This is a genomic window from Streptomyces sp. NPDC021093, assembly GCF_044333135.1.
In the GTDB taxonomy this organism is placed as follows: domain Bacteria; phylum Actinomycetota; class Actinomycetes; order Streptomycetales; family Streptomycetaceae; genus Streptomyces.
This window is the reverse complement of sequence record NZ_JBIRQJ010000017.1, coordinates 1-22,114: the sequence shown is the minus strand read 5'-3', so window position 1 is coordinate 22,114 and position 22,114 is coordinate 1. Positions and strand designations below refer to the sequence as shown.

Annotated in this window: 21 protein-coding genes; 9 read left to right on the top strand and 12 right to left on the bottom strand. The window is 70.0% G+C overall.

The features are described 5' to 3' along the window. Window positions 1-18: 18 nt before the first annotated feature. The 5 genes from ACH4SP_RS38680 to ACH4SP_RS38660 all read right to left on the bottom strand — a co-directional run bounded on the left by ACH4SP_RS38680 (window position 19) and on the right by ACH4SP_RS38660 (window position 4,850). Window positions 19-519, bottom strand: coding sequence for a GNAT family N-acetyltransferase (locus ACH4SP_RS38680; RefSeq protein ID WP_398422494.1), 501 nt, complete (start codon window positions 517-519; stop codon window positions 19-21). Between the two features lie 155 nt (window positions 520-674). After that, the gene (locus ACH4SP_RS38675; protein WP_398422827.1) at window positions 675-863 is read right to left on the bottom strand and encodes a CstA-like transporter-associated (seleno)protein; all 189 of its coding nucleotides are present in this window, start codon (window positions 861-863) and stop codon (window positions 675-677) included. A 116-nt stretch (window positions 864-979) separates the two neighbouring features. Next, a complete protein-coding gene (locus ACH4SP_RS38670; RefSeq protein ID WP_398422492.1) occupies window positions 980-3,208 on the bottom strand; it encodes a carbon starvation CstA family protein in 2,229 nt (742 codons plus the stop codon). 194 nt (window positions 3,209-3,402) lie between these two features. Then, the gene (locus ACH4SP_RS38665) at window positions 3,403-3,684 is read right to left on the bottom strand and encodes a hypothetical protein (protein WP_398422490.1); all 282 of its coding nucleotides are present in this window, start codon (window positions 3,682-3,684) and stop codon (window positions 3,403-3,405) included. Between the two features lie 275 nt (window positions 3,685-3,959). Further along, window positions 3,960-4,850, bottom strand: coding sequence for a GntR family transcriptional regulator (locus ACH4SP_RS38660; RefSeq protein ID WP_398422488.1), 891 nt, complete (start codon window positions 4,848-4,850; stop codon window positions 3,960-3,962). Window positions 4,851-5,220: 370 nt separating this feature from the next. On the opposite strand from ACH4SP_RS38660, the gene ACH4SP_RS38655 reads away from it, so the two are divergent. The 4 genes from ACH4SP_RS38655 to ACH4SP_RS38640 all read left to right on the top strand — a co-directional run bounded on the left by ACH4SP_RS38655 (window position 5,221) and on the right by ACH4SP_RS38640 (window position 10,117). After that, window positions 5,221-6,507: an extracellular solute-binding protein gene (locus tag ACH4SP_RS38655; RefSeq protein ID WP_398422486.1), complete on the top strand. Its 1,287-nt coding sequence runs from the start codon at window positions 5,221-5,223 to the stop codon at window positions 6,505-6,507. 160 nt (window positions 6,508-6,667) lie between these two features. Beyond that, a complete protein-coding gene (locus ACH4SP_RS38650) occupies window positions 6,668-7,690 on the top strand; it encodes a carbohydrate ABC transporter permease (protein ID WP_398422483.1) in 1,023 nt (340 codons plus the stop codon). 65 nt (window positions 7,691-7,755) lie between these two features. After that, window positions 7,756-8,589, top strand: coding sequence for a carbohydrate ABC transporter permease (locus tag ACH4SP_RS38645; RefSeq protein WP_398422825.1), 834 nt, complete (start codon window positions 7,756-7,758; stop codon window positions 8,587-8,589). A gap of 19 nt (window positions 8,590-8,608) precedes the next feature. Then, window positions 8,609-10,117: a glycoside hydrolase family 3 protein gene (locus ACH4SP_RS38640; RefSeq protein WP_398422823.1), complete on the top strand. Its 1,509-nt coding sequence runs from the start codon at window positions 8,609-8,611 to the stop codon at window positions 10,115-10,117. A 76-nt stretch (window positions 10,118-10,193) separates the two neighbouring features. Here the strand turns inward: ACH4SP_RS38640 and nagB are convergent, their stop codons facing one another. Further along, complete coding sequence (gene nagB / locus ACH4SP_RS38635) at window positions 10,194-10,979, bottom strand: glucosamine-6-phosphate deaminase (RefSeq protein WP_398422481.1); 786 nt, start codon at window positions 10,977-10,979, stop codon at window positions 10,194-10,196. A 200-nt stretch (window positions 10,980-11,179) separates the two neighbouring features. On the opposite strand from nagB, the gene ACH4SP_RS38630 reads away from it, so the two are divergent. Next, window positions 11,180-12,280, top strand: coding sequence for an SIS domain-containing protein (locus ACH4SP_RS38630; protein ID WP_398422479.1), 1,101 nt, complete (start codon window positions 11,180-11,182; stop codon window positions 12,278-12,280). Between the two features lie 473 nt (window positions 12,281-12,753). Here the strand turns inward: ACH4SP_RS38630 and ACH4SP_RS38625 are convergent, their stop codons facing one another. After that, a complete protein-coding gene (locus tag ACH4SP_RS38625) occupies window positions 12,754-13,512 on the bottom strand; it encodes an SDR family oxidoreductase (RefSeq protein ID WP_398422477.1) in 759 nt (252 codons plus the stop codon). Between the two features lie 81 nt (window positions 13,513-13,593). On the opposite strand from ACH4SP_RS38625, the gene ACH4SP_RS38620 reads away from it, so the two are divergent. Next, the gene (locus ACH4SP_RS38620; RefSeq protein ID WP_398422475.1) at window positions 13,594-14,202 is read left to right on the top strand and encodes a TetR/AcrR family transcriptional regulator; all 609 of its coding nucleotides are present in this window, start codon (window positions 13,594-13,596) and stop codon (window positions 14,200-14,202) included. 312 nt (window positions 14,203-14,514) lie between these two features. After that, the gene (locus tag ACH4SP_RS38615) at window positions 14,515-15,981 is read left to right on the top strand and encodes a sensor histidine kinase (protein ID WP_398422821.1); all 1,467 of its coding nucleotides are present in this window, start codon (window positions 14,515-14,517) and stop codon (window positions 15,979-15,981) included. 169 nt (window positions 15,982-16,150) lie between these two features. On the opposite strand, the gene ACH4SP_RS38610 is transcribed toward ACH4SP_RS38615, so the two are convergent. Both ACH4SP_RS38610 and ACH4SP_RS38605 read right to left on the bottom strand, forming a co-directional pair. Then, window positions 16,151-16,408, bottom strand: a complete 258-nt coding sequence (locus tag ACH4SP_RS38610; protein WP_004937597.1) for a WhiB family transcriptional regulator — start codon at window positions 16,406-16,408, stop codon at window positions 16,151-16,153. Window positions 16,409-16,743: 335 nt separating this feature from the next. Then, complete coding sequence (locus ACH4SP_RS38605; protein ID WP_398422473.1) at window positions 16,744-17,715, bottom strand: diacylglycerol/lipid kinase family protein; 972 nt, start codon at window positions 17,713-17,715, stop codon at window positions 16,744-16,746. 212 nt (window positions 17,716-17,927) lie between these two features. Here ACH4SP_RS38605 and ACH4SP_RS38600 point away from each other — a divergent pair, with 212 nt between their 5' ends. After that, on the top strand, window positions 17,928-18,374 hold the full coding sequence (locus ACH4SP_RS38600) for a hypothetical protein (RefSeq protein ID WP_398422819.1): 447 nt from the start codon (window positions 17,928-17,930) through the stop codon (window positions 18,372-18,374). 51 nt (window positions 18,375-18,425) lie between these two features. Here the strand turns inward: ACH4SP_RS38600 and ACH4SP_RS38595 are convergent, their stop codons facing one another. From ACH4SP_RS38595 to ACH4SP_RS38585, 3 genes are all read right to left on the bottom strand, one after another. Next, the gene (locus ACH4SP_RS38595; protein WP_398422471.1) at window positions 18,426-19,487 is read right to left on the bottom strand and encodes an RNA polymerase sigma factor SigF; all 1,062 of its coding nucleotides are present in this window, start codon (window positions 19,485-19,487) and stop codon (window positions 18,426-18,428) included. Beyond that, window positions 19,376-19,789 (bottom strand): anti-sigma regulatory factor, encoded by a 414-nt coding sequence (locus tag ACH4SP_RS38590; protein WP_398422469.1) that lies wholly within the window; start codon window positions 19,787-19,789, stop codon window positions 19,376-19,378. Before ACH4SP_RS38590 ends, ACH4SP_RS38595 begins: the two co-directional genes overlap by 112 nt. A 197-nt stretch (window positions 19,790-19,986) precedes the next feature. After that, window positions 19,987-20,247: a UBP-type zinc finger domain-containing protein gene (locus ACH4SP_RS38585; RefSeq protein WP_398422467.1), complete on the bottom strand. Its 261-nt coding sequence runs from the start codon at window positions 20,245-20,247 to the stop codon at window positions 19,987-19,989. A 66-nt stretch (window positions 20,248-20,313) separates the two neighbouring features. Here ACH4SP_RS38585 and ACH4SP_RS38580 point away from each other — a divergent pair, with 66 nt between their 5' ends. Next, window positions 20,314-21,906 (top strand): Na+/H+ antiporter, encoded by a 1,593-nt coding sequence (locus ACH4SP_RS38580; RefSeq protein ID WP_398422465.1) that lies wholly within the window; start codon window positions 20,314-20,316, stop codon window positions 21,904-21,906. Window positions 21,907-22,114: the final 208 nt, after the last annotated feature.

Here is a 22,114-nt window from a genome sequence, read left to right as displayed (position 1 = left end):
AAGCGGGCCAGATGGGTCCTAGAGCTCCAGTTTGTACGTCAACAGGGACAGTCCAGGCACCGGTTCCCAGTCCCGTTCCGGCGTCCGTACGAAGCCCAGCCGCTCGTAGATCCGGTGTGCCCCGAGCATGGTCGGCTGGGTCGACATCACCAGCCGTACGACGCCCTCCTCGGCCTTCGCACGGGCTATGCAGGCGCGTACGAGGCTCTCGCCCGCCCCGCGCCCCCTGGCCCGGTGCGCGACCGCGAGCATGCGGAACTCGGCCTCGCCGGGGACGGCGATGTCCTGCAGCTCGGTGCCCTGCGGGGCGTAGGTGACGGTGCCGAGGAGCGTGCCGTCGGCATCGGCGGCGACCAGCAGGTCGGCCCGGGCGGCACGGGAGGCGGCGTCGCGCAGCACGAGCAGATACGGATCCTCCGCGCCGTCGTCGAGGAAGCCGTCGTCGAGGGAGACGCGGGCGGTGATCTCGCCGACCTCGGTGTATTCGTGGGGCTCGGCGAGCCTGATCGTGATGTCCATGGAGGGCAGTGTGCAACGCGTACGGCCCGGCGGCCCACCCCGTTTCGAGGGGCGGGACACCAGGCCGTACGAGAGGGCTCAGCGGGTCCTCAGCGAGGTCCTGACGGATCCTGACGAGGTCCTGGCAGGTCCTCGGCGAGGTGCGGGCGAGGTGCTCAGCAGCAGCGGAAGCCCGACCTGGGGTCGCCCTCGCGGGCGTCCGTGCGGCTGCGCTCGAAGGCGCGGCGGGTCATCACCCGGGCGCCCGGGTCGTGCGACCGGGCGTGTGCGACATACCGGTCGTACGTCGCCTCTCCGGTCACTTCCCGTACGTACCAACGCAGTCGGCCCAGCCGGTGGCGCACCGCGGCGACGGTCCGGGCGGTGACGCTCCGGGCGCCGGTGGTCCGTGCACCGGCGGCCCGGGTACTGGCGGTCCGGGCGTCGGCGGTCCGGGCGTCGGCGGTCCGGGCGGTGGTGTTCACACCTTCTCCTCCTCGCTTCCGCGCGGGCCGCCCTCCGGGCCGACGCCCGCCGCGACCAGCTCCGCCTTCTCCTCCTTGGTGGCGAAGAGCGAGGCGGGGGCGACGATCTTCGACTCGACGTAGGGGGTTTCGCTGAGCGTGACCGCGGCCGGGTGGCGGATCGCCTTCAGGCAGGCGCGGCAGGCCTCGAAGAGGACCACGACGATCAGCACGGCGAAGAGGATCGAAAGGACCCCGTCGACCGTGGAGTTGGTGACGATGGTCTCCATCTGGTCGCGGTTCTTGGCGAGTCCGACCTTGTCGAGGCCCTTGTCGAGTGCGCTCTGGTAGACGTCGCGCTGGGCGAAGAAGCCCACCTTCGGGTCGGCGGAGAAGATCTTCTGCCAGCTCGCGGTGAGCGTCACCGCCACGTCCCAGAGCAGCGGAACGGCCGTCACCCAGGCCCACTTGAGGCGGCCGGACTTGATCAGCAGGGTGGTGCAGACGGCGAGTGCGACGGCGGCGAGCAGCTGGTTGGCGATGCCGAACAGCGGGAAGAGCTGGTTGATGCCGCCGAGCGGGTCGTGCACGCCGACCCAGAGGAAGTAGCCCCAGGCGATGACGACGATCGCGCTGGCGATCCAGACGCCGGGCCGCCAACTGACGTTCTTGAACGGCTTGTAGATGTTGCCCAGCATGTCCTGGAGCATGAACCGGCCCACGCGGGTGCCCGCGTCGAGCGTCGTCAGGATGAACAGCGCCTCGAACATGATGGCGAAGTGGTACCAGAACGCCTTCATCGCGGCGCCGCCGAAGGCCGCCGAGAAGATCTCCGAGAGGCCGAGCGCGAAGGTCGGCGCGCCGCCCGTCCGGTGCAGCAGGCTGGCCTCCTCGACGTCCTTGGCGGCCTGTGCCAACTGGTCGGGGGAGATGGTGAATCCGAGGTTGCCGACGGCTGTGGAGGCCGCCTGGACGGTGTCGCCGACCACGCCCGCGGGCGCGTTGACCGCGAAGTAGAGGCCGGGGTCGATGATGCAGGCGGCGATCAGCGCCATGATCGCGACGAACGACTCGACCAGCATGGAGCCGTAGCCGATCGTCCGGATCTGCGTTTCCTTCTGGATCATCTTCGGGGTGGTGCCCGAGGAGATCAGCGAGTGGAAGCCGGAGAGCGCGCCGCACGCGATGGTGATGAAGACGAACGGGAACAACGACCCCGCGAAGACAGGACCCGTCCCGCTCGTCGCGAACTTCGTGATGCCGTCCATCTTGAGCGTCGGCAGGGCGATGAGCACCCCGATCGCGAGCAGACCGATCGTGCCGATCTTCATGAAGGTGGAGAGGTAGTCGCGCGGGGCGAGCAGCAGCCACACCGGAAGCACCGAGGCCAGGAATCCGTAGATCACCATCCAGATGACCAGCGTGCCCGGCTCCAGCGTGAAGGTCTCGGCCCACGAGGACTCGGCGACCCAGCCGCCCGCGACGATCGCGAGCAGCAGCAGCGCGACGCCGATCAGCGACACCTCGGTGACCCGGCCCGGACGCAGGATGCGCAGGTAGACGCCCATGAAGAGGGCGATCGGGATGGTCATGCCGATGGAGAAGACGCCCCAGGGGGACTCGGCGAGCGCGTTCACGATGATCAGCGCGAGCACCGCGAGCAGGATGATCATGATCGCGAACACGGCGATCAGCGCGGCCGCGCCGCCCACCGCGCCGATCTCGTCCCGCGCGATCTGGCCGAGCGAACGGCCGTCGCGGCGGGTGGAGAAGAACAGCGTGACCATGTCCTGGACGGCGCCCGCGAAGATCACGCCCGCCACGATCCAGATCGTGCCGGGCAGGTATCCCATCTGGGCGGCCAGCACGGGTCCGACCAGCGGACCCGCGCCCGCGATGGCCGCGAAGTGGTGGCCGAACAGGACGCGCCGGTCGGTGGGGTGGAAGTCCACGCCGTCGTTGAGGCGTTCGGCCGGGGTGGCCCGGGTCTTGTCGACCTTGAGGACGCGGTTCGCGATGAACTTCGAGTAGAAGCGGTACGCGATGGCGTACGAGCCCAGTGCCGCGGCCAGCATCCACGCGGCGGAGACCTCCTCCCCGCGGGAGAGGGCGAGCACCGCCCAGCCGGCCGCGCCGACGAGCGCCACCAGACTCCAGATCACCACGGACTTGGGCGACAGCTTGCGGGCGGGGCCGGGGGAGCCCCCGGCCTGCTCGGTCTCGGCTGTCGGTCTCGGCTCTGCCATGGCGGTCCGTCCCCTCGCGCGATCATCCTCGTAACGTGCGCGAAATCTAGGGGCTGTGACCGCGCTGCGTAACCCCCTGTCCGCATATCGGTATGGACAAGGGGCGACCATCGCAGGTCAGCGGGGTACCGGCGGCAATGTGTCGAGGCGTGCGACGTGTTGTCGGCCGGGGTGTCGAGGAGCTGTGCGCGTGCTCAGCAGGCGTATTCGCGGTTGGGCTGCGAGACCGGCTGGCCCGTGGACGGCTTGAGGTACACGACCTTGTACAGGCCGTACCAACGGCCGGTCGAGGACTGCGTCTTGCTCTTCAGGGTCTGGACCCAGGTGACGCCGCCCGAGCTGTTCTGGTGCGAGGAGGGGCAGCCCTTGCCCGTCAGGTTGGTGGGGCTGCCGGCCGCGTGGGCCGAGGTGGACATGGTGACGGCGAGCATGCCGCCTGCGACGGCCACGGCCGCCAGCTTTGCCTTACCCAGCATGAAAGACGTGCCTTCCGTGGAACCCCTGGCGGTGCAGGGCGAGTTGAACGGGTGGGACGCCGGTGGCCACCGGGCGTCCTGATCCTTCTCGACGGCCCGGAGCGGGTCAATGGACTAGACCAGGAAGCTGGCTGGAAATCGCTGGACCACGGTGCGGTACGGACCCGGCGGAGCCCTCGCCCACCAGGGCGGACGCCGGGGCCGATGCCGGGACCAGCTGTGCCGCGGGCCTTCGAACCGGCCTCAATCGCACCGCCTGCGACACCGGTTGCCGGTCAGTCCTGCGGACGCCGGAGCCTCGCCACGAACTTGTAACGGTCGCCCCGGTAGACCGACCGCACCCATTCCACGGGCTCGCCGTCCTTGTCCAGGGAGTGCCGCGACAGCATCAGCATCGGCAGCCCGACGTCCGTGCCGAGCAGTCCGGCCTCGCGCGGGGTGGCGAGGGAGGTCTCGATGGTTTCCTCGGCCTCGGAGAGGCGTACGTCGTAGACCTCGGCGAGCGCCGTGTAGAGCGAGGTGTACTTCACCAGCGAGCGGCGCAGGGCCGGAAATCGCTTGGCGGACAGGTGGGTTGTCTCGATCGCCATGGGCTCGCCGCTGGCCAGCCGCAGGCGTTCGATGCGCAGGACGCGCCCGCCGGTGGTGATGTCGAGCAGCCCGGCGAGGGTGTCGTCGGCGGTGACGTACCCGATGTCCAGGAGCTGAGAGGTGGGTTCGAGTCCCTGGGCCCTCATGTCCTCGGTGTACGAGGTGAGTTGGAGGGACTGCGAGACCTTCGGCTTGGCGACGAAGGTGCCCTTGCCCTGGATGCGCTCCAGCCGTCCCTCGACCACCAGCTCCTGGAGGGCCTGGCGGACGGTGGTGCGGGAGGTGTCGAACTCGGCGGCGAGGGTGCGCTCCGGGGGCACCGGGGTGCCCGGGGGGAGGGTTTCGGTCATGTCGAGCAGGTGCCGTTTGAGGCGGTAGTACTTGGGGACGCGGGCGGTGCGGGTCGGGGCGGCGGCCTGACCGTTGTCGGCGCTCGTGAGGTGCGTGCCGGTGCCGGTGTGCGTGCCGGAGCCGGTGCCTGTGCCGTTGCTCGTGCTCGTGTGCGTACCGGTGCCGCTGCTGGTGCCCGTGCTGGTGCTCGTGCCGTTGTCCGTGCTGGCACCCTCGGTGGTCATGGTCGGCCTTCCCGGTTCCTGCGCTGCTGCCGTCACCGGCTCCTCCGTCTGTCGCGGCTCACATGGATGGTGGCACGGTCCGCCGCGCGGGGCTTGGGCTCCGCGCGATTCCTTCTTATACACCGCGTCGCCCGTGAACGCGGTGGCCCGAGGGGCTGCTGAGAGCGCTCGCACACCCCTAGGTGTCGGTCCGATAACGGACGCATCGAGCGGTCTTACACACCCTTGACACCCCAAAAGGTCTAGGCCAAGCTCCGGGTACTGGTCTAAACCATTAAAGACCAGGTCCCAGTCCCACAGGCCGTACTTCGTGCGTTGTCCTCGCGGTGGGCCGGGGGTTGCAGGCATCCCTGAGCAGGAGAGTGGCGTAATGAAGCGCAAGCTCATCGCGGCGATTGGCGTCGCCGGCATGTTGGTCGGCGTCGCGGCGTGCGGCAGCGACAAGGACAGCGGCGGCTCCACCGCCGGCGGCTCGAAGAACCTCACTGTCTGGGTGATGGACGGGTCCGCTCCGGAGCCCTGGATCAAGGCCGTGAACAAGGAGTTCGAGGCCAAGCACAAGGGCGTCAAGGTCGACGTCAAGATCCAGAAGTGGGACGGCATTCAGGAGAAGATCACCACCGCTCTCTCCGAGGACACTCCGCCGGACGTCATCGAGCTTGGCAACACCCAGACCGCGGGGTATGCGGCCACTGGCGGCCTCGCCGACCTGACCGAGGACAAGGCCAAGCTCGGGGCCGATGGCTGGAACAAGGGCATGCTCCCCTCGGCCGAGCTGGAGGGCAAGACGTACGCCGCTCCGTGGTGGGCCGCCAACCGCGTCGTCGTCTACGACAAGAAGGCGTTCAAGGACGCCGGTGTCACCCCGCCGAAGACCCGCGACGAGTGGATCGCCGGCCTGGAGAAGATCAAGTCCACCTCCAAGGGCAAGACCCAGCCCATCTACCTGCCGGGCCAGAGCTGGTACGTCCTCGCCGGATTCATCTGGGACGAGGGCGGTGACCTCGCGGTCAAGGACGGCGACAAGTGGAAGGGCACGCTCTCCGACGCCAAGTCGATCGAGGGCATGAACTTCTACAAGAAGCTCCAGTCCTTCTCCACCGCCCCGAAGGACAAGGACGAGGCCACCCCGCAGCAGTCCACGGACGTCATCCCCAAGGGCGGCGTCGCCTCCTGGATCGGTCTGGGCTGGGAGGCCGGCGGCGCGGTCGACGCGATCAAGAAGGCGGGCGCCAAGTCCGACTTCGGTTACTTCCCGATCCCGGGCAAGACCGCGGACAAGCCGGGCAGCGTCTTCTTCGGCGGCTCCAACCTCGCTGTCGCCGAGCGCTCCCAGAACAAGGACCTCGCCAAGGAGTGGCTGACCCTCGCCTCCGGCAAGGACCAGATGGCCAAGTACGCGGAGGCCACCGGCGGCGCCGCGCTGCCGAACCACGACTCCGCCGCGTTCAAGGCTCCGGCGGGCACCTTCGCCGAGGCCATGGGTCAGGCCGCCTCGGTCGGCAAGCTCACCCCGATCACCGAGGGCTGGGCGAACGTCGAGACCAACCCGAACCCGATCAAGGAGTACATGACCAAGGTGCTCAAGGGTGAGGACGCCAAGTCGGCCGCAACGGCCGCCGACAAGAACATCACCGAGCGCATCAACAAGAAGTAGTCCACCGCGGGTGGTGCGGCAGGGGTGAAGTGACCCCCTGCCGCACCACCCGCTCGTGCGGCCGCACGCCACCTTGTGCGGCAGTACGCGACGAGGCGGCCCTTCGGCCGGCCGCAGGCCCGGTGGGCGCGGGTGCCCCACAACCGCGAGGAAGAACATCATGACCGTGCACTCCCAGGGAGTCGCGACCTCCGCCCCGGAGGACGCGCCCCGGAAGTCGGCCGGGGAGTCACAGACCCCGCCGCCGTCCTCCGGTTCCAAGGAAGTCCTCCAGCGCCCCCGCGGCAGGCGCGGCCTGCCCTCCGGGTTGCTCCCGTACCTGCTGGTCGCCCCCGCGGTGATCTCCCTGCTCGTGCTGCTGGGCTACCCGCTGATCAAGAACATCATCCTGTCGTTCCAGCAGGTGAACAAGCGCGAGCTGATCACCCGTAAGCCCGAGTTCATCGGTGTCGACAACTACAAGGAGCTGCTGGGGTCCTCGGACTTCTGGACCGTCGTGGTCCGCAGCTTCGTCTTCACCGCGCTCAACGTGCTGGTCATCATGCTCATCGGCACGCTGCTGGGCATCCTGCTGAACAGCCTCGGCAAGAAGATGCGCCTGGTGCTCTCGCTGGCGCTCGTGATGGCCTGGGCCATGCCGGTCGTCGCCTCGGTCACCGTCTTCAAGTGGCTCTTCGACGAGCAGTTCGGCGTCGCCAACTGGGTCATGCGCACCCTCGGCTTCTCCGGGTACGAGCAGCACAACTGGTTCGAGACCGGCAACTCGACGCTGGTCATCATCACCGTGCTGATCGCCTGGGGCTCCATCCCCTTCGTCGCGCTCAACATGTACGCCGGTCTGACCACCGTCGGCACCGAGCTCTACGAGGCAGCCCGGATGGACGGCGCCTCCGGCTGGCGGATCTTCTGGGCCGTCGTCTTCCCGATCATGAAGCCCTTCTTCCTGATCACGACCTTCCTCGAAGTCATCTGGGTCTTCAAGGCGTTTGCCCAGGTGTACGCCATGAACGCGGGTGGCCCCGACCGCGGTTCCGAGACCCTCCCGGTCTTCGCCTATATCGAGGGCGCCGGCCAGCAGCACTACGGCATGGCGGCCGCCATCTCCGTACTGACGATCATCATGCTGATCGCCGTCATGTCCTTCTACTTCCGCCTGATCCTGAAGCAGGAGGAGGAGCAGTGAGCGCAGTGAGCACAGCGAGCAAGGCCCCCGTCGCGACCCCGCAGATCCCGGTCTCGAAGCGCCCCGTGGGTAAGCGCGCCAAGGTGGTCGGCAAGGCCGGCAAGAACATCCTGGCGCTGGTCGTCGCCGCCGTCTTCGTCTTCCCCGTCTACTGGATGTTCTCCTCCTCCCTGAAGCCGAAGTCCGAGATCCTCTCCAAGGACCCGGTCTTCATCTTCAGCCCGACGACCGAGAACTACGCCAAGGCGTCCGGCGTCGACATGTTCTGGACGTACGTCTCGAACAGCTTCATCGTCACCATCGGCGCGGTCCTCCTCGCGCTGATCGTTGCCCTGGCGGCGAGCTTCGCTATCGCCCGGATGAAGTTCCGCGGCCGCAAGGGGCTCGTCCTCGGCGTGATGATGGCCCAGATGGCGCCCTGGGAGGTCATGGTGATCGTGATGTACATGATCGCCCGTGACTCCGCCATGCTGAACAGCCTCACGACGCTGACCCTCGTCTACTTCGTCATGGTGCTGCCCTTCACCATCTGGACGCTGCGCGGCTTCATCGCCGCGGTCCCGGTGGAGCTGGAGGAGGCCGCGATGATCGACGGCTGCACCCGCAGCCAGGCCTTCTTCAAGGTGATCTTCCCGCTGCTCGCGCCGGGCCTCATGTCGACCTCGCTCTTCGGCTTCATCACCGCCTGGAACGAGTTCGCGATGGTGCTCATCCTGAACAAGGAGGACGTGGCGCAGACGCTGCCGCTGTGGCTGACCCAGTTCAACACCGCGTTCGGCAACGACTGGGGCGCGACGATGGCCGCCGCCTCGATGTTCACCGTGCCGGTTCTCGTCGTATTCCTCTTCCTCCAGCGCAAGGCCGTCGGCGGCATGACCGCCGGCGCAGTGAAGGGATGACCGCATCGTGACGATCGCCATGCGCTCCACCGACACCCTGACCAGGGACGCCCTCGCCGTCCTCCAGCCCGGCTTCCACGGCACCGCAGCCCCCGACTGGCTGCTGCGCAGCGTGGGTGAGGGGCTGTCGTCGGTCGGTCTGTTCGGCCGCAACATCGCCTCGCCCGGCCAGCTGGCAGCCCTCACCGCCCAGCTGCGGGCCGAGCGCGACGACGTGCTGGTCGCCATCGACGAGGAGGGCGGCGACGTCACCCGCCTCGAAGTCCGCGGCGGTTCCTCCTTCCCCGGCAATCTCGCGCTCGGCGCCGTCGACGACACCGCGCTCACCCGCGACGTCGCCCGCGAGCTGGGCCGCCGGCTCGCCGAGTGCGGGGTCAACCTCAACTGGGCCCCGTCGGCGGACGTCAACTCCGACCCCGGCAACCCGGTCATCGGCGTCCGTTCCTTCGGCGCCGACCCGCTGCTGGTGGCCCGCCACACGGCCGCGTACGTCGAGGGCCTCCAGGCCGCCGGCGTCGCCGCCTGCACCAAGCACTTCCCGGGCCACGGGGACACCAATGTCGACTCGCACCACGACATGCCCCGTATCGATGTGGACCTGGACACACTGCACGCCCGTGAGCTGGTGCCTTTCCGGGCCGCGATCGCCGCGGGTTCCAAATCGGTCATGAGTGCGCATATTCTTCTCCCTGCGCTCGACCCCACCCGCCCCGCGACTCTCAGCCCGCAGATCCTCACCGGTCTGCTCCGGGAGGAGCTGGGCTACCAGGGGCTGATCATCACGGACGGCATGGAGATGCGTGCCATCTCCGCGACGTACGGGATCGAGCGCGGCTCCGTCCTGGCGATCGCCGCGGGCGCCGACGCGATCTGCGTCGGCGGCGGCCTCGCCGACGAGGAGACCGTCCTGCGGCTGCGCGACGCGCTGGTCCGGGCGGTCCGCTCCGGCGAACTGCCGGAGGAGCGGCTGGCCGACGCGGCGGCAAGGGTTCGTGCCCTCGCCACGTGGACCCGGCAGGCCCGGACTTCGGGGCCGGGCGCGGAAGTGCAGGAGGGGACCGCGCCCGGCAACGAGACCGACCGGGAGGTGGGGACCGTCGCCGCCCGCCGGGCACTGCGCATCACCCGTGCCCCCGGCGCCACACACGTCAACTCCGCCCCGTACGTGGCAGCGCTCACCCCGGTCGCGAACATCGCCGTCGGCGACGAGACCCCCTGGGGCGTCGCCGCCGACCTGGCCCGGCTCCTCCCGGGCACCGAGACCGGCACGTACGACGGGGAGACGGGCACGGCCGCCTCGATCCTGGCCGCGGCCCGCGAGCGCAGGATCGTCGTCGTCGTACGGGACGAGCACCGTCACCCGTGGATGGCCGCGGCCCTCGACGAGGTGCTCACCGCCCGCCCCGACACCGTCGTGGTCGAGATGGGCGTCCCCCAGTCGGCCCCGCGCGGCGCGCTGCACGTGGCGACGCACGGCGCGGCCCGGGTCTGCGGACAGGCCGCGGCAGAGGCGATCGCCGGCCGCTGACCCACGGAGAAGGCCGGGCACCCCCTGAGGGGCGCCCGGCCTTCTGCGTACGTAACTCATTCACCCCGTACGGGACTTACAGCCCCTGCCACACCGGCTTGTTCGCGTAGGTGTGCCGGAAGTAGTCCGCCAGCTTCAGCTTCGAAGCGGCGGCCTCGTCGACGACCACGGTCGCGTGCGGGTGCAGCTGGAGCGCCGATGCCGGTACGAGCGCGGAGAGCGGGCCCTCGACGGTCTGCGCGACGGCCTCGGCCTTGCCCTCGCCGGTGGCGAGCAGCACCAGGTGGCGGGCGTCCAGGATGGTGCCGATGCCCTGGGTGATGACGTGGCGCGGGACCTGGGCGGTGTCGCCCTCGAAGAAGCGCGCGTTGTCGTCGATCGTCTGCTGGGTCAGCGTCTTGATGCGGGTGCGCGAAGCGAGCGACGAGCAGGGCTCGTTGAAGCCGATGTGCCCGTCGGTGCCGATGCCCAGGATCTGGAGGTCGACGCCGCCGGCCTCGGCGAGCGCCTTGTCGTACGCCACACAGGCCGCCTGGACGTCGTCGGCGGACCCGTCGGGCCCGAAGAACGACGCCTCGGTCAGCCCCAGCGGCTCCACGACCTCGCGCAGCACGGTCGCCCGGTACGACTCGGGGTGTCCGGCCGGCAGCCCCACGTACTCGTCGAGCTGGCAGATGCGGGCGCGCGCGGCGTCCACCTCACCGCCCCGCACCTTGGCCGTCAGGGCCTGGTAGATGGGCAGCGGGGACGAGCCGGTGGCCACACCGAGCAGGGCGTCGGGCTTGCGGCCCAGCAGGTTCACGATGCTCTGTGCGATGAGCTCGCCGCCCGCCTTGGCGTCCGGAACGATGACAACTTCCACGCTGATGCCTGCCTGTCTGTGCGGAGGAGGGAGACCGTGCTCTGGGGTGGGGCTGAACGATCTGTGGTATAGACCAATCTAGCAGAGGAGGGCCGGGCCCACCTGCCTTCCGGGCGTCCTCCCGCTGGCGGGTGCACGAACTCCCATGGTCGACTGAGACACAGCGTCCGTCATCTTGAGCATGTCCGGGAGGCCCCCTCATGTCCTCTGCCGAGAAGCCCGGTACGCCCTCCGGGCAGCCGGGTGCGCTCTCCGCCGAGCAGCCGGGGCGGATCATGGCCGCCGAGATGGCCGAGCAGCCCGCCGTACTGCGCCGGATCCTCGACGAGGCGGCGCCGCGCATCTTCGAGACGGCGCAGTCGATCGCCGCGAAGAGCCCCCGGTTCGTCCTCCTCACCGCGCGCGGCACCTCCGACCACGCGGCCCTCTACGCCAAGTACCTCCTCGAAATCCAGATGGGCCTGCCCTGTGGTCTGACCTCGATGTCCACGACCACGGCGTACGGCGCCCGCCCGGTCCTGCGCGACGTCCTGGTCATCACCGTCAGCCAGTCAGGCGGCTCCCCCGACCTCGTCGCCTCCACCCGCGCCGCCCGGGAGGCGGGGGCCATCACCCTCGCCGTCACCAACAACCCGGACTCCCCGCTGGCCGCCGTCTCCGAGCACCACATCGACGTCCTGGCGGGGCCGGAGAAGGCGCTCCCGGCGACGAAGACGTACACGGCGTCACTCCTGGCCCTCTACCTGCTGGTCCAGGGCCTGCAGTCGGCCGACGGCACGGCGGCCGCCCGTACGATCCCGGACCTGGCGGCCGGAATCCTCGCCCGCCGGGAGGAGGTCCGCCACCTCGCCTCCCGCTACCGCTTCGCCGAACGCATGGTCATCACCTCGCGCGGCTACGGCTATCCGACCGCCAAGGAGGCCGCCCTCAAGCTCATGGAGACGAGCTACGTCCCCGCCCTCTCCTACTCCGGCGCAGACCTGCTGCACGGCCCGCTGGCCATGGTCGACAACATCTCCCCGGTGATCGCCGTGGTCACGTCAGGATGCGGCGGCGAGGCCCTCCAGCCCGTGCTCGACCGGCTGCGCGGCCGGGGCGCGGACCTCTTCGTGGTCGGCCCCAAGTCCCAGGTGGAAGCGGCCTCTTCGGGCTTCGTCCTCCCCACGGACGGCGTCCCCGAGGAACTCCAGCCGATCCTGGAGATCCTCCCGCTGCAACTGCTGGCGTACGAGATCACGCTCGCCCGGGGCCAGGACCCGGACGCGCCGAGGGCGCTGGCGAAGGTGACGGAGACGAGGTAGGGGCATTCAGGGGCGCGGGGCTGTGCTGGATTTGCGGCTCCGCCGCGCGGGCGAGCTCAGCTACGACGCCCACCGGCCCCGTTAGGGGCGCGGGGCTGTGCTGGATGTGCGGCTCCGCCGCGCGGGCGCGCTCAGCTACGACGCTCACCGGCCCCTTTAGGGGCGCGGGGAACTGCGCGATCAGCCACGACGCACCCGCACGTACCACCCACCCGCCCCGCGGCGAGCGGTTTAGGTGGAGGGGCGGGGAGGGGCCCAATCCGCGAAGCGGCCCACCGGCCCGCACGGGACGCGGTCGCGGGAGCGGGGGGTGCGGTGGCGAGGGCGGGCGGTCGTGGGCGGGCGTGCCGCAGTGGGGGCCGCCCCCTTGCCCACCCGTCCCGCCCCCGGGGGGCGGCCCCGCTGTCCAAGGGGACGGCGGCGGGCGGCCCCGTTGCCCAAGGGGACGGGGGCGGCGGCCCCGGCCTGTCCGTTTACGGGAGGGAGCCGCCCGTCGCGTCCAGCCAGTGGCCCGTCACCCAGCGGCCTTCGGGCGAGGCGAGGAAGGCGACGACGTCCGCGACGTCGGACGGTTCGCCGACCCGGCCCAGTGCGGACATCGCCGCCGCCCCGGCCCACGCTTCCTCGCTCTCGTGCAGCCACGCGTTGGTGTCCGTGTCGATGATTCCCGGCGCGACCGCGTTCACGGTGATCCCGCGCGGCCCCAGCGTCTTCGACAGGTCCCGGGTGAAGACGTCCAGCGCGCCCTTGGTCATGGCGTACGCGATCAGATCGGGCATGACGGCCGCGTGCGAGAGCCCCGACGAGATGTTGATGACGCGGCCGCCGTCCCGCAGCCGTTCCGCCCCCAACTGGGCAAGGAAGAAGGGTGCCTTGACGTTCACGGCGAAGAGCCTGTCGAACTCGGCCTCGCCCATCGAGGCGAAGGAGTCCGAGGCTCCGATGCCCGCGTTGTTGACCAGGATGTCCAGCCCGTCCGCATGCCGGTCGAACTCGGCCCACAGCGCCGCCGCGTCGCCCGGCGTGCCCAGCTCCTGCCCGATCGCGAAGGCGGACCCGCCCGCCGCCTCGATGGCGCCGACGACCTCCTTCGCGGCGGTCTCGTTCGCGCCGTAGTGCACGGCGACCCGCGCCCCGTCCCGGCCGAGCCGTTCGGCGATGCCCCGGCCGATGCCGCGGCTGCCGCCCGTGACCAGTGCCGTCCTGCCGTCCAGCCGCTTGAGCGTGCTCATGGCGACGCCCCCCTCTTTCTCTAGTGGTCGCTACAGAAAGGACCGTAGCACATAGCTAGCGACCGCTATAGAATTGGTTCCATGGCAACGGAACCCACGAAACAGCGCGGCCGTCCCCGCTCCTTCGACCGTCAAGCAGCCCTGGAGAAGGCCACCTTGGCGTTCTGGGAGCACGGCTACGAGCCGACCTCGGTCGCCGACCTCACCCGCGCGATGGGCATCGGCGCCCCCAGCCTGTACGCCGCCTTCGGCGACAAGAAGGCCCTCTTCGCGGAGGTCGTGGGCGCGTACGCGCAGACCCACGGCGCCTTCGGCACCCGGGCCCTGGAGGAGGAGCCCACCGCCCGCGCGGGCATCGCCCGGCTCCTCCACGAGGCGGCCACCGAGTACACCGACCCGGCGCACCCGCGCGGCTGCATGGTGATCTCCGCCGCGACCAACTGTGCGACGCCGGAGGTCGAGGAGTCCCTGCGCGAGCGCCGCAACGCCAATCTCGCCGCCTTCGAGTCCCACATCCGCGCGGACGTCGCGACCGGCCAACTCCCACCGGGCACGGACCCCGAGGCACTCGCCCGCTTCTCCGGCGCCGTGCTCCAGGGCATGTCGCAGCAGGCTCGCGACGGGGCGAGCAGGGAGGAGCTGGAGGCGGTGGCGGCCCTGGCGGCGGCGGCATGGCCGCAAGCCCGCTGAAGCAGGCAAGGGCCCTCTGAAGCAGGCAAGGGCCCGTGGAGGCACCCGCGGGCCACGGCGCCCGGCGGGACCCTCGGCCCACCCGGCACCGCAGCCCGGAGTTGCATCGGCCGACGGTGTGCGGTGCCTTCGGCCGTGTGGAGGGGCGAGCGCAGTCAGGGCAGAGAGCGCTTCGTCCCTCGATTTCACCCTCCTGTGCGGGGAGGATGAAGCTTTGCCCGGCCATTGTGGACTAGACCACTAAGCCCTGTCTATGGATGTGCACCGCCAGTTGTCCATGAGGTTACGGGTATGTTCGTGCACGTGCCCTCCATGAACGATCTCGTACGCCAGCACACCGCCCTCAGCGAGTCCGACCTTGAGTGGCTCCACCTGCTGGTCTCGGAGTGGCAGCTGCTCTCCGACCTGTCCTTCGCCGACCTCGTGCTGTGGGTTCCCACGCTCGACGGCACCCGTTACGTCTCCGTGGCGCAGATGCGGCCGAACACCGGCCCCACCTCGTACCACGACGACATGGTGGGTCACCTCGTCCCGCGCGGCCGGCGCCCCCTCCTGGACGCCGCCCTCGACGAGGGCCGCATCGTGCGCGAGGGCGACCCCGAGTGGCGCGAGGAGGTCCCGGTCCGGGTCGAGTCGATTCCGGTACGGCGCGAGGGCCGCGTGCTCGGCGTCATCGGCCGCAACACCAACCTCCTCACCGTCCGTACGCCGAGCCGTCTCGAACTGACGTACCTCCAGAGCGCCTCGGACCTCGCCCAGATGATCGCCGCGGGTTCGTTCCCCTTCCCCGGGCAGCAGGTCGACATGGATGCCTCGCCGCGCGTCGGCGACGGTCTGATCCGGCTCGACGCGGAGGGAATCGTGCAGTACGCGAGCCCCAACGCGCTCTCCGCGTACCACCGCCTCGGCCTCGCCTCCGACCTGGTCGGCCACCACCTCGGCCGGGCGACCGCCGAACTCGCCCCGTCCCGCGGCCCGGTCGACGAGGCCCTGGTCAAGCTGGCCAGCGGCTACGCCCCGCGCGAGACCGAGGTCGAGGGCAGCGGGGGAGTGATCCAGCTCCGCGCCATCCCGCTCAAGCCCAAGGGCCCCCGCATCGGCTCCCTCGTCCTCTGCCGCGACGTGACGGAACTCCGCCGCCGCGAGCGGGAGTTGATCACGAAGGACGCCACCATCCGGGAGATCCACCACCGGGTGAAGAACAACCTCCAGACGGTCGCGGCCCTGTTGAGACTCCAGTCCCGCAGGATGGACTCCGACCAGGGGCGCGAAGCGCTCAACGAGGCGGTGCGGCGCGTGGGTTCGATCGCGATCGTGCACGAGACGCTGTCCCAGAACCTGGACGAGCGCGTCGAGTTCGACGAGATCGCCGACCGGGTGCTGGCGATGGTCGCCGAGATCTCCCCGGGGAAGGTCGCCTGCCGCAGGACCGGCCGGTTCGGAATCCTGGACGCGGAGGTCGCCACCCCCCTCTCCATGGTCCTGACGGAGATTCTGCAGAACGCCCTGGAACACGGCTTCACCCAGGGCGAGCAGGGAACCGTCGAGGTCTCCGCGCTGCGCGGCGGCACGACGGCCGAGGCGCGGCTGCTGATCACGGTGCTGGACGACGGGCGCGGACTGCCCGAGGGCTTCGACCCGCAGCGGGCCGGCAACCTCGGCCTGCAGATCGTACGGACGCTGGTGGAGGGCGAGTTGGGCGGAAGCTTCGACATGCTCCCCGGCCCCGAGCGCGGCACCCGGGTGGTCCTCGACATCCCCGTACGGACCCAGAAGTAGTCGCCTCACGGCGGCGGCGGACAGCGAAGAGCCCCGTACCGGATTCCGGTACGGGGCTCAACTGCTCACGCTTTACTGCGCATTGGGGGGTACTGCGCGCTGCGATTCGGGGGCGGTGACTGCATACGCGCTGTATGCGCCGCCGAGCTCAGGCTCGAAGCAGGGTGGGTCAGGCGGTCGCGTTGCGCGCCCGGTTGCGAGCGGCGCGGCGCTTCATTGCGCGGCGCTCGTCCTCGCTGAGTCCACCCCAGACGCCCGAGTCCTGGCCGGACTCAAGCGCCCACTGCAGGCACTGCTCCATGACGGGGCAGCGGCGGCAGACGGCCTTGGCTTCCTCGATCTGCAGCAGCGCAGGACCGGTGTTGCCGATGGGGAAGAACAGCTCCGGGTCTTCCTCACGACAAACGGCGTTGTGACGCCAGTCCATGGCTGCTACCTCTCCTTGATGACCTGGATGACCTTGATGTCAAACACATTGCTTGTGAATGTGAACGCTTTCACGAATCCCCTCACGAGGGAAGGGCCGACTTCCAGTGAGCACTGGTTGTGGTCCTGTGAGTGAGGAGGGATTCTGGTTCTCAGGGAGGCCGGTGTTGCGGGCCGTCCCGATCGCCATGAAGAGACTCGCAAACCTCGACGACGGATACAACCCCTTCCGAGAAGTTTTTTTTGATTCCTCGGTGTCGGCTAGGTCACAGCCGTACTTCCATGGGGTGGATGGCAGTCCGTACGTTCGAGATAAAGGACTTTAGGCTCTTCCACTCACACAATCACACGCAGTGCACGGCGAACGCCTGTGAACGCGACGCTCGTACGCAGCCCCAGGTGGTCACCGTCCATTTGAAGGGGCAGCGGGGCCTTCGAATGCAAGGTGAAGTCCGTCAGGTCATGCAGAGTCACGGCGTGCTTACCGTGCGGGCCGCGCTCGGGCGTGGAGGTGAGGAGCTGGGTCGCGTAACGGGTCACCGCGGGCGTGGAGAGCCGGCTCAGGCCGAGCACATCCAGGGCGGTGTCGAAAGAGGCCTCCGGGGAGGCGTACAGCGGACGATTCCCCAGGTAGGTCCAGGGAGAGGTATTGCAGACTATCGACAGGACGAGGTCTGTCACCGGGTCTTCACCGGGCCTCTCCAGTGAAATCACACCGTGTCTGCGGTTCGGCTCCTCCAGGAATTGACGGATCACCTGGCGCAGATAGAGCGCGTGCGTCGAACGCTTTCCGCGTTCCCGCTGTTGTTCGACCCGGCCGATGACCCCGGCGTCGAATCCGAGCCCCGCGCAGAAAGTGAACCAGCGTTCCGGTACGGCTTCGTCGTCCGTCCCCGGTACGCCCTTCGTGAGACCGAGGCTCACCGTGCGTTCGCTTCCGGTGCGCAGCGCGTCCAGAAGGGCGCCGGTCGCCTCGACGGCGTCATTGGGAAGGCCGAGCGCGCGGGCGAAGACATTGGTGGAACCGCCGGGGACGACCGCGAAACCGGGCAGCCGGTCGAGGTCGGGTCCTTCGTGCAGCAGGCCGTTCACGACCTCGTTGACGGTGCCGTCGCCACCGAGGGCGACCACCAGGTCGATGGTGTCCGCGTTGTCGGCGGCCCGCCGGCCCAGGTCGCGGGCGTGGCCGCGGTACTCCGTGGTGACCGTCTCCAGCTTCATCTCGCTCGCCAGGGCGTGGATCAGGACGTCACGGGTGCGGGCACTGGTGGTGGTAGCTGCCGGATTGACCACGAGGAGTGCGCGCATGCCGTGCAGATTACCGGGAGGGGGGTGCGGCAGCCGGAGCGAGGGCGGGGTTCGCGCGAGGCAGCGGCGGCCGGAACGGGGGGTGCGGCTCCGCCGGGGCCGTCCCGCGCCGTCCCGCGGACGGCCCGGCCGCCCACCGGACGGCGCGGTCTGGTTACCCTGCAAGGGTGAGTAAAAAGCCCGCCAAGCGGCCCCAGAAGCAGGCCGAAACGCTGCCCGATCCGCTGCCCGAATCGCCGGTCGTGCCGCATCCCGCCACGCCCCGGCCCGCCCGGCTCGGCGCCGCCGCGGCGCTCGCCGCGCTGGAGGGCCTGGCGCTCGTCGCGGTCGGCCTCTACATGCTGGTGATGGGTCTCTTCGGCAGCCCCGACCGGCCGGAACAGGCCGAGATGGGCGGTCTCACCCTGATCGCGCTCGCCGCGCTGCCGCTGCTCGCCGCGAACGGCCTGCGGCTGCGGCGGAGCTGGAGCAGGGGCCCCGCGATGATCACGCAGCTGATGGCGCTGCCGGTCGCGTACACCCTGATGACGACGGACGCCGCCTGGTCGATCCCGGCCGGAATCGCGCTCGCCGTGGTGGCCGTCGCCTCGCTGGCGCTGCTGCTGAACCCGGCGGTCGTCGACGCGCTGGGCATCAAGCGGGGCCCGCGAGGCGCCTGAGAGCGCCGCACGGGCCCCGCTTCCGTACCGTACGGGTGCGAGAAGTGGTGCCTACTCCTCGACCAGCAGCTTCTCGCGGAGCTGGGCCAGGGTGCGGGCCAGCAGCCGGGAGACGTGCATCTGGGAGATGCCGACCTCCTGGGCGATCTGCGACTGGGTCATGTTCCCGAAGAACCGCAGCAGCAGGATCCGCTTCTCCCGCGGCGGCAGGTCCTCCAGGAGCGGCTTCAGGGACTCCCGGTACTCGACGCCCTCCAGCGCCACGTCCTCCGAGCCCAGGGTGTCCGCGACCGCCGGGGACTCGTCGTCCGTGTCGGGGACGTCCAGGGACAGCGTGGAGTACGCGTTGGCGGACTCCAGCCCCTCCAGGACCTCCTCCTCGGAGATCGCGAGGCGCTCCGCCAGCTCGTGCACGGTCGGCGAGCGGCCGTGCTGCTGGGAGAGCTCCGCGGTCGCCGAGGTCAGCGAGAGCCGCAGCTCCTGGAGGCGGCGCGGTACCCGTACCGCCCAGCCCTTGTCCCGGAAGTGCCGCTTGATCTCGCCGACCACGGTGGGGGTCGCGTACGTCGAGAACTCCACGCCGCGGTCCGGGTCGAACCGGTCCACCGACTTGATCAGACCGATCGTGGCGACCTGCGTGAGGTCGTCCAGCGGCTCGCCGCGGTTGCGGAAGCGCCGCGCCAGGTGCTCGACCAGCGGCAGGTGCATCCGCACCAGCCGGTTGCGCAGCTCGGCCTTCTCGGGCGAGCCGTCCGGCAGCTCGCGCAGCTCGATGAACAGGGCCCGCGCACCACTGCGGTCCCGGGGGTTGTGCGGGAGCCCGTGCTCCTCGCGCTCCTTGTGAACTTCCGTCTCGTCGCTCATCTGGTCCGCCGCCCGCTCTGCTGACTGAGCTTTTTCCGCCGGGGCCCCTTCCGCCGGGTGCGGGCGGGCCTGCTGCTCAGGAATCCCGTTCAGCGCCTGCTGGCTGCGCTCGTCGTCCCGCACCGGCCCCTCCCCGTTCACGCCGGACCGGGTCCAGCGCCGCGCTGTTTGTACAGGCTGATGCTGACCGTACGGTCGTCGGCGACGGTCGCGTCGACCTTGCCGGCGAGCGCGGAGAGCACCGTCCACGCGAAGGTGTCGCGCTCGGGGGCGCGGCCGTCGGTGGTGGGCGCCGACACCGTCACTTCCAGTGAGTCGTCCACCAGCCTGAACACACAGCTGAGGACGGAGCCCGGCACGGCCTGCTGGAGCAGGATCGCGCAGGCCTCGTCGACCGCGATGCGCAAGTCCTCGATCTCGTCGAGGGTGAAGTCCAAACGCGCTGCGAGGCCGGCCGTGGCCGTACGCAGCACCGACAGGTAGGCACCCGCAGCGGGCAGCCGGACCTCCACGAAGTCCTGGTTCCCGGGCTCGCCTGCGATAGGGGACACCCTCACCTCCAAGGTGGCACAAGCGGTACGTCTCTTACGTCTATCGCCGGTGACGCTATCGCGATCCGCTGTCCCGTGTCGCCGGGCCCCCTGCGCGGCCCACTGTCACTCATGGTAGGCACATGAGTACGGACAGTGGCTAGGGGTGTGCGGAGCCCAATTGGGCGGCACCGGTGAGGGGTTGACGTACCCCGGTGTCAGACGATCGAACCGTCGACAAAGCACCAGCGCCAGCTCTCGCCGGGCTCGAAGCTGCGCATCACCGGATGGCCGGTGTCGCCGAAGTGCCCGGTGGCGTGCCGTCCCGGCGAGGAGTCGCAGCAGCCGACGTGCCCGCAGTCCAGGCAGATCCGCAGCTGGACGGGGTGGGTGCCGGTGGCCAGGCACTCCAGGCAGGTGTCGCTCTGCGGCTCGGGCTGCGGGTGCGGCAGCGCCTCGACGTGCGGGCAGTCGTTCATGAGGGCCATTGTTCATGATGTACACCGTGTGCACGCTGTGCTGCCGACCCGGGACGGACGGAACCGATGGACGCACTGCCGCTGCTGGCCATGATCGCGGGAAGTGCCGTCGTCGCGGGGATGGCCCGGCGCACGCCCGTTCCGGCACCGCTGCTGCTCGTCGCGGTGGGGATCGCGGCGTCGTTCGTGCCGGGTGTCCCGGACTTCACGCTCGACCCGCACATCGTGCTGCCGCTGCTGCTGCCGCCCCTGCTGCACACGGCGGCGCTGGAGAGCTCGTACCTGGACCTGAGGGCCAACCTGAGGCCGGTGGCCTTTCTCTCCGTGGGCTATGTGCTGTTCGCGACCGTGATCGTCGGGTGGCTGGTGAGCCTGCTGGTGCCGGGGCTGCCGCTGACCTCGGCGCTGGTGCTCGGCGCGGTGATCGCGCCGCCGGACGCGGTGGCGGCGACCGCGATCGCCAGGAGGCTCGGGCTGCCGCCCCGGATCACCGCGATCCTGCAGGGCGAGTCCCTGGTCAACGACGCCACGGCAATCACCGCGTACAAGGTGGCCCTGGCGGCCGCGGTGGGGGAGGGCGCCAGCTGGAGCGCCGGGGTGCAGGAGTTCCTGGTGGCGGCCGTCGGAGGGGTCGGTGTCGGCCTCCTGCTGATGGTCCCGCTGCACTGGCTGCGCACCCGGCTGACCGAACCCATCCTCCAGAACACCCTCTCCCTGCTGATTCCCTTCGTCGCGTATGCGACGGCCGAGTACGTGCACGCGTCCGGGGTGCTCGCGGTGGTCGTGGTCGCCCTGCACCTCGGGCACCGCTCCTGGAAGGTCGACTTCGCGACCCGGCTGCAGGAGGAGGCCGTCTGGAAGATGGTGTCCTTCATCCTCGAATCGGCGGTGTTCGCGCTGATCGGACTGCAGCTGCCGGTGGTGCTGAGGGGGCTGGGTCCTTACGCGGGGTGGACGGTCCTCTGGTACGCGCTCGTGGTGTTCGCCCTCGTCGTGGTGGTGCGGTTCGTGTGGGTCTTCCCGGCCACGTACCTGCCCAAATGGCTGTCCGAACGCATCCGCACGCGGGAGCCGGACGTCGACTGGAAGGGGCCGACGATCGTCGGCTGGGCGGGGATGCGCGGCGTCGTCTCGCTGGCCATCGCCTTCTCCGTCCCGCTCACCGCCGAGGGCGAACCCTTCCCCGGCCGCAATCTGATCCTCTTCCTCACCTTCACGACCGTGATCGCGACGCTGGGCGTGCAGGGACTGACCCTGGCGCCCCTGATCAGGCTCCTCAAACTGCCGAAGCGGGACGTGCACGCGGAGACCCTCGCCGAGGCACAGGCCCAGAGCGAGGCGTCGCAGGCGGCCGAGGCCCGGCTGGACGAACTGCTCGCGGACGAGCGCAACGCCCTGCCTGGCCCGCTGGCGGACCGCCTGCGAACGGTCCTGGAACGGCGCCGCAACGCGGTGTGGGAACGGCTCGGCACGGTCAACGAGGAGACCGGGGAGTCGGCGGACGCGACGTACCGGCGACTGTCCCGGCAGGTCATCGACGCGGAACGGGCGGTGTTCGTGGAGCTGAGGGACAGCCGCCGCATCGACGACGAACTCATGCGGACGTTGCTGCGCAGGCTGGACCTGGAGGAAGCCGCGGCGTGGCGGGCGGAGGAATAGCGTCCAGCCCGTCCGGCGTTTGAGGACGCGCGGCGCAGCCGTGCACCGGGCGCAGCCCGGGACACCGGCCCCACCGGCGCGAGCGTGTGCGGTCGCGGGCGGGGCGTGCCGCAGTGGGGGCCGCCCCCTTGCCCACCCGCCCCCAAGCTCTCAACTTCGTTCGAGCAGGGGGGACCCCCGCCAAGCTCTCAACTTCGTTCGAGCAGGG

Bases quoted from the DNA above. Each gene is read 5' to 3' on its own strand.
- ACH4SP_RS38680 (WP_398422494.1), bottom strand. From the start codon at position 519: ATGGACATCACGATCAGGCTCGCCGAGCCCCACGAATACACCGAGGTC.
- ACH4SP_RS38670 (WP_398422492.1), bottom strand. From the start codon at position 3,208: ATGGCAGAGCCGAGACCGACAGCCGAGACCGAGCAGGCCGGGGGCTCC.
- ACH4SP_RS38580 (WP_398422465.1), top strand. From the start codon at position 20,314: ATGGACGCACTGCCGCTGCTGGCCATGATCGCGGGAAGTGCCGTCGTC.
- ACH4SP_RS38615 (WP_398422821.1), top strand. From the start codon at position 14,515: ATGAACGATCTCGTACGCCAGCACACCGCCCTCAGCGAGTCCGACCTT.
- ACH4SP_RS38620 (WP_398422475.1), top strand. From the start codon at position 13,594: ATGGCAACGGAACCCACGAAACAGCGCGGCCGTCCCCGCTCCTTCGAC.
- ACH4SP_RS38665 (WP_398422490.1), bottom strand. From the start codon at position 3,684: ATGCTGGGTAAGGCAAAGCTGGCGGCCGTGGCCGTCGCAGGCGGCATG.
- ACH4SP_RS38630 (WP_398422479.1), top strand. From the start codon at position 11,180: ATGTCCTCTGCCGAGAAGCCCGGTACGCCCTCCGGGCAGCCGGGTGCG.
- ACH4SP_RS38660 (WP_398422488.1), bottom strand. From the start codon at position 4,850: ATGACCACCGAGGGTGCCAGCACGGACAACGGCACGAGCACCAGCACG.
- ACH4SP_RS38585 (WP_398422467.1), bottom strand. From the start codon at position 20,247: ATGAACGACTGCCCGCACGTCGAGGCGCTGCCGCACCCGCAGCCCGAG.
- ACH4SP_RS38655 (WP_398422486.1), top strand. From the start codon at position 5,221: ATGAAGCGCAAGCTCATCGCGGCGATTGGCGTCGCCGGCATGTTGGTC.
- ACH4SP_RS38640 (WP_398422823.1), top strand. From the start codon at position 8,609: ATGCGCTCCACCGACACCCTGACCAGGGACGCCCTCGCCGTCCTCCAG.
- ACH4SP_RS38625 (WP_398422477.1), bottom strand. From the start codon at position 13,512: ATGAGCACGCTCAAGCGGCTGGACGGCAGGACGGCACTGGTCACGGGC.
- ACH4SP_RS38610 (WP_004937597.1), bottom strand. From the start codon at position 16,408: ATGGACTGGCGTCACAACGCCGTTTGTCGTGAGGAAGACCCGGAGCTG.
- ACH4SP_RS38605 (WP_398422473.1), bottom strand. From the start codon at position 17,715: ATGCGCGCACTCCTCGTGGTCAATCCGGCAGCTACCACCACCAGTGCC.
- ACH4SP_RS38650 (WP_398422483.1), top strand. From the start codon at position 6,668: ATGACCGTGCACTCCCAGGGAGTCGCGACCTCCGCCCCGGAGGACGCG.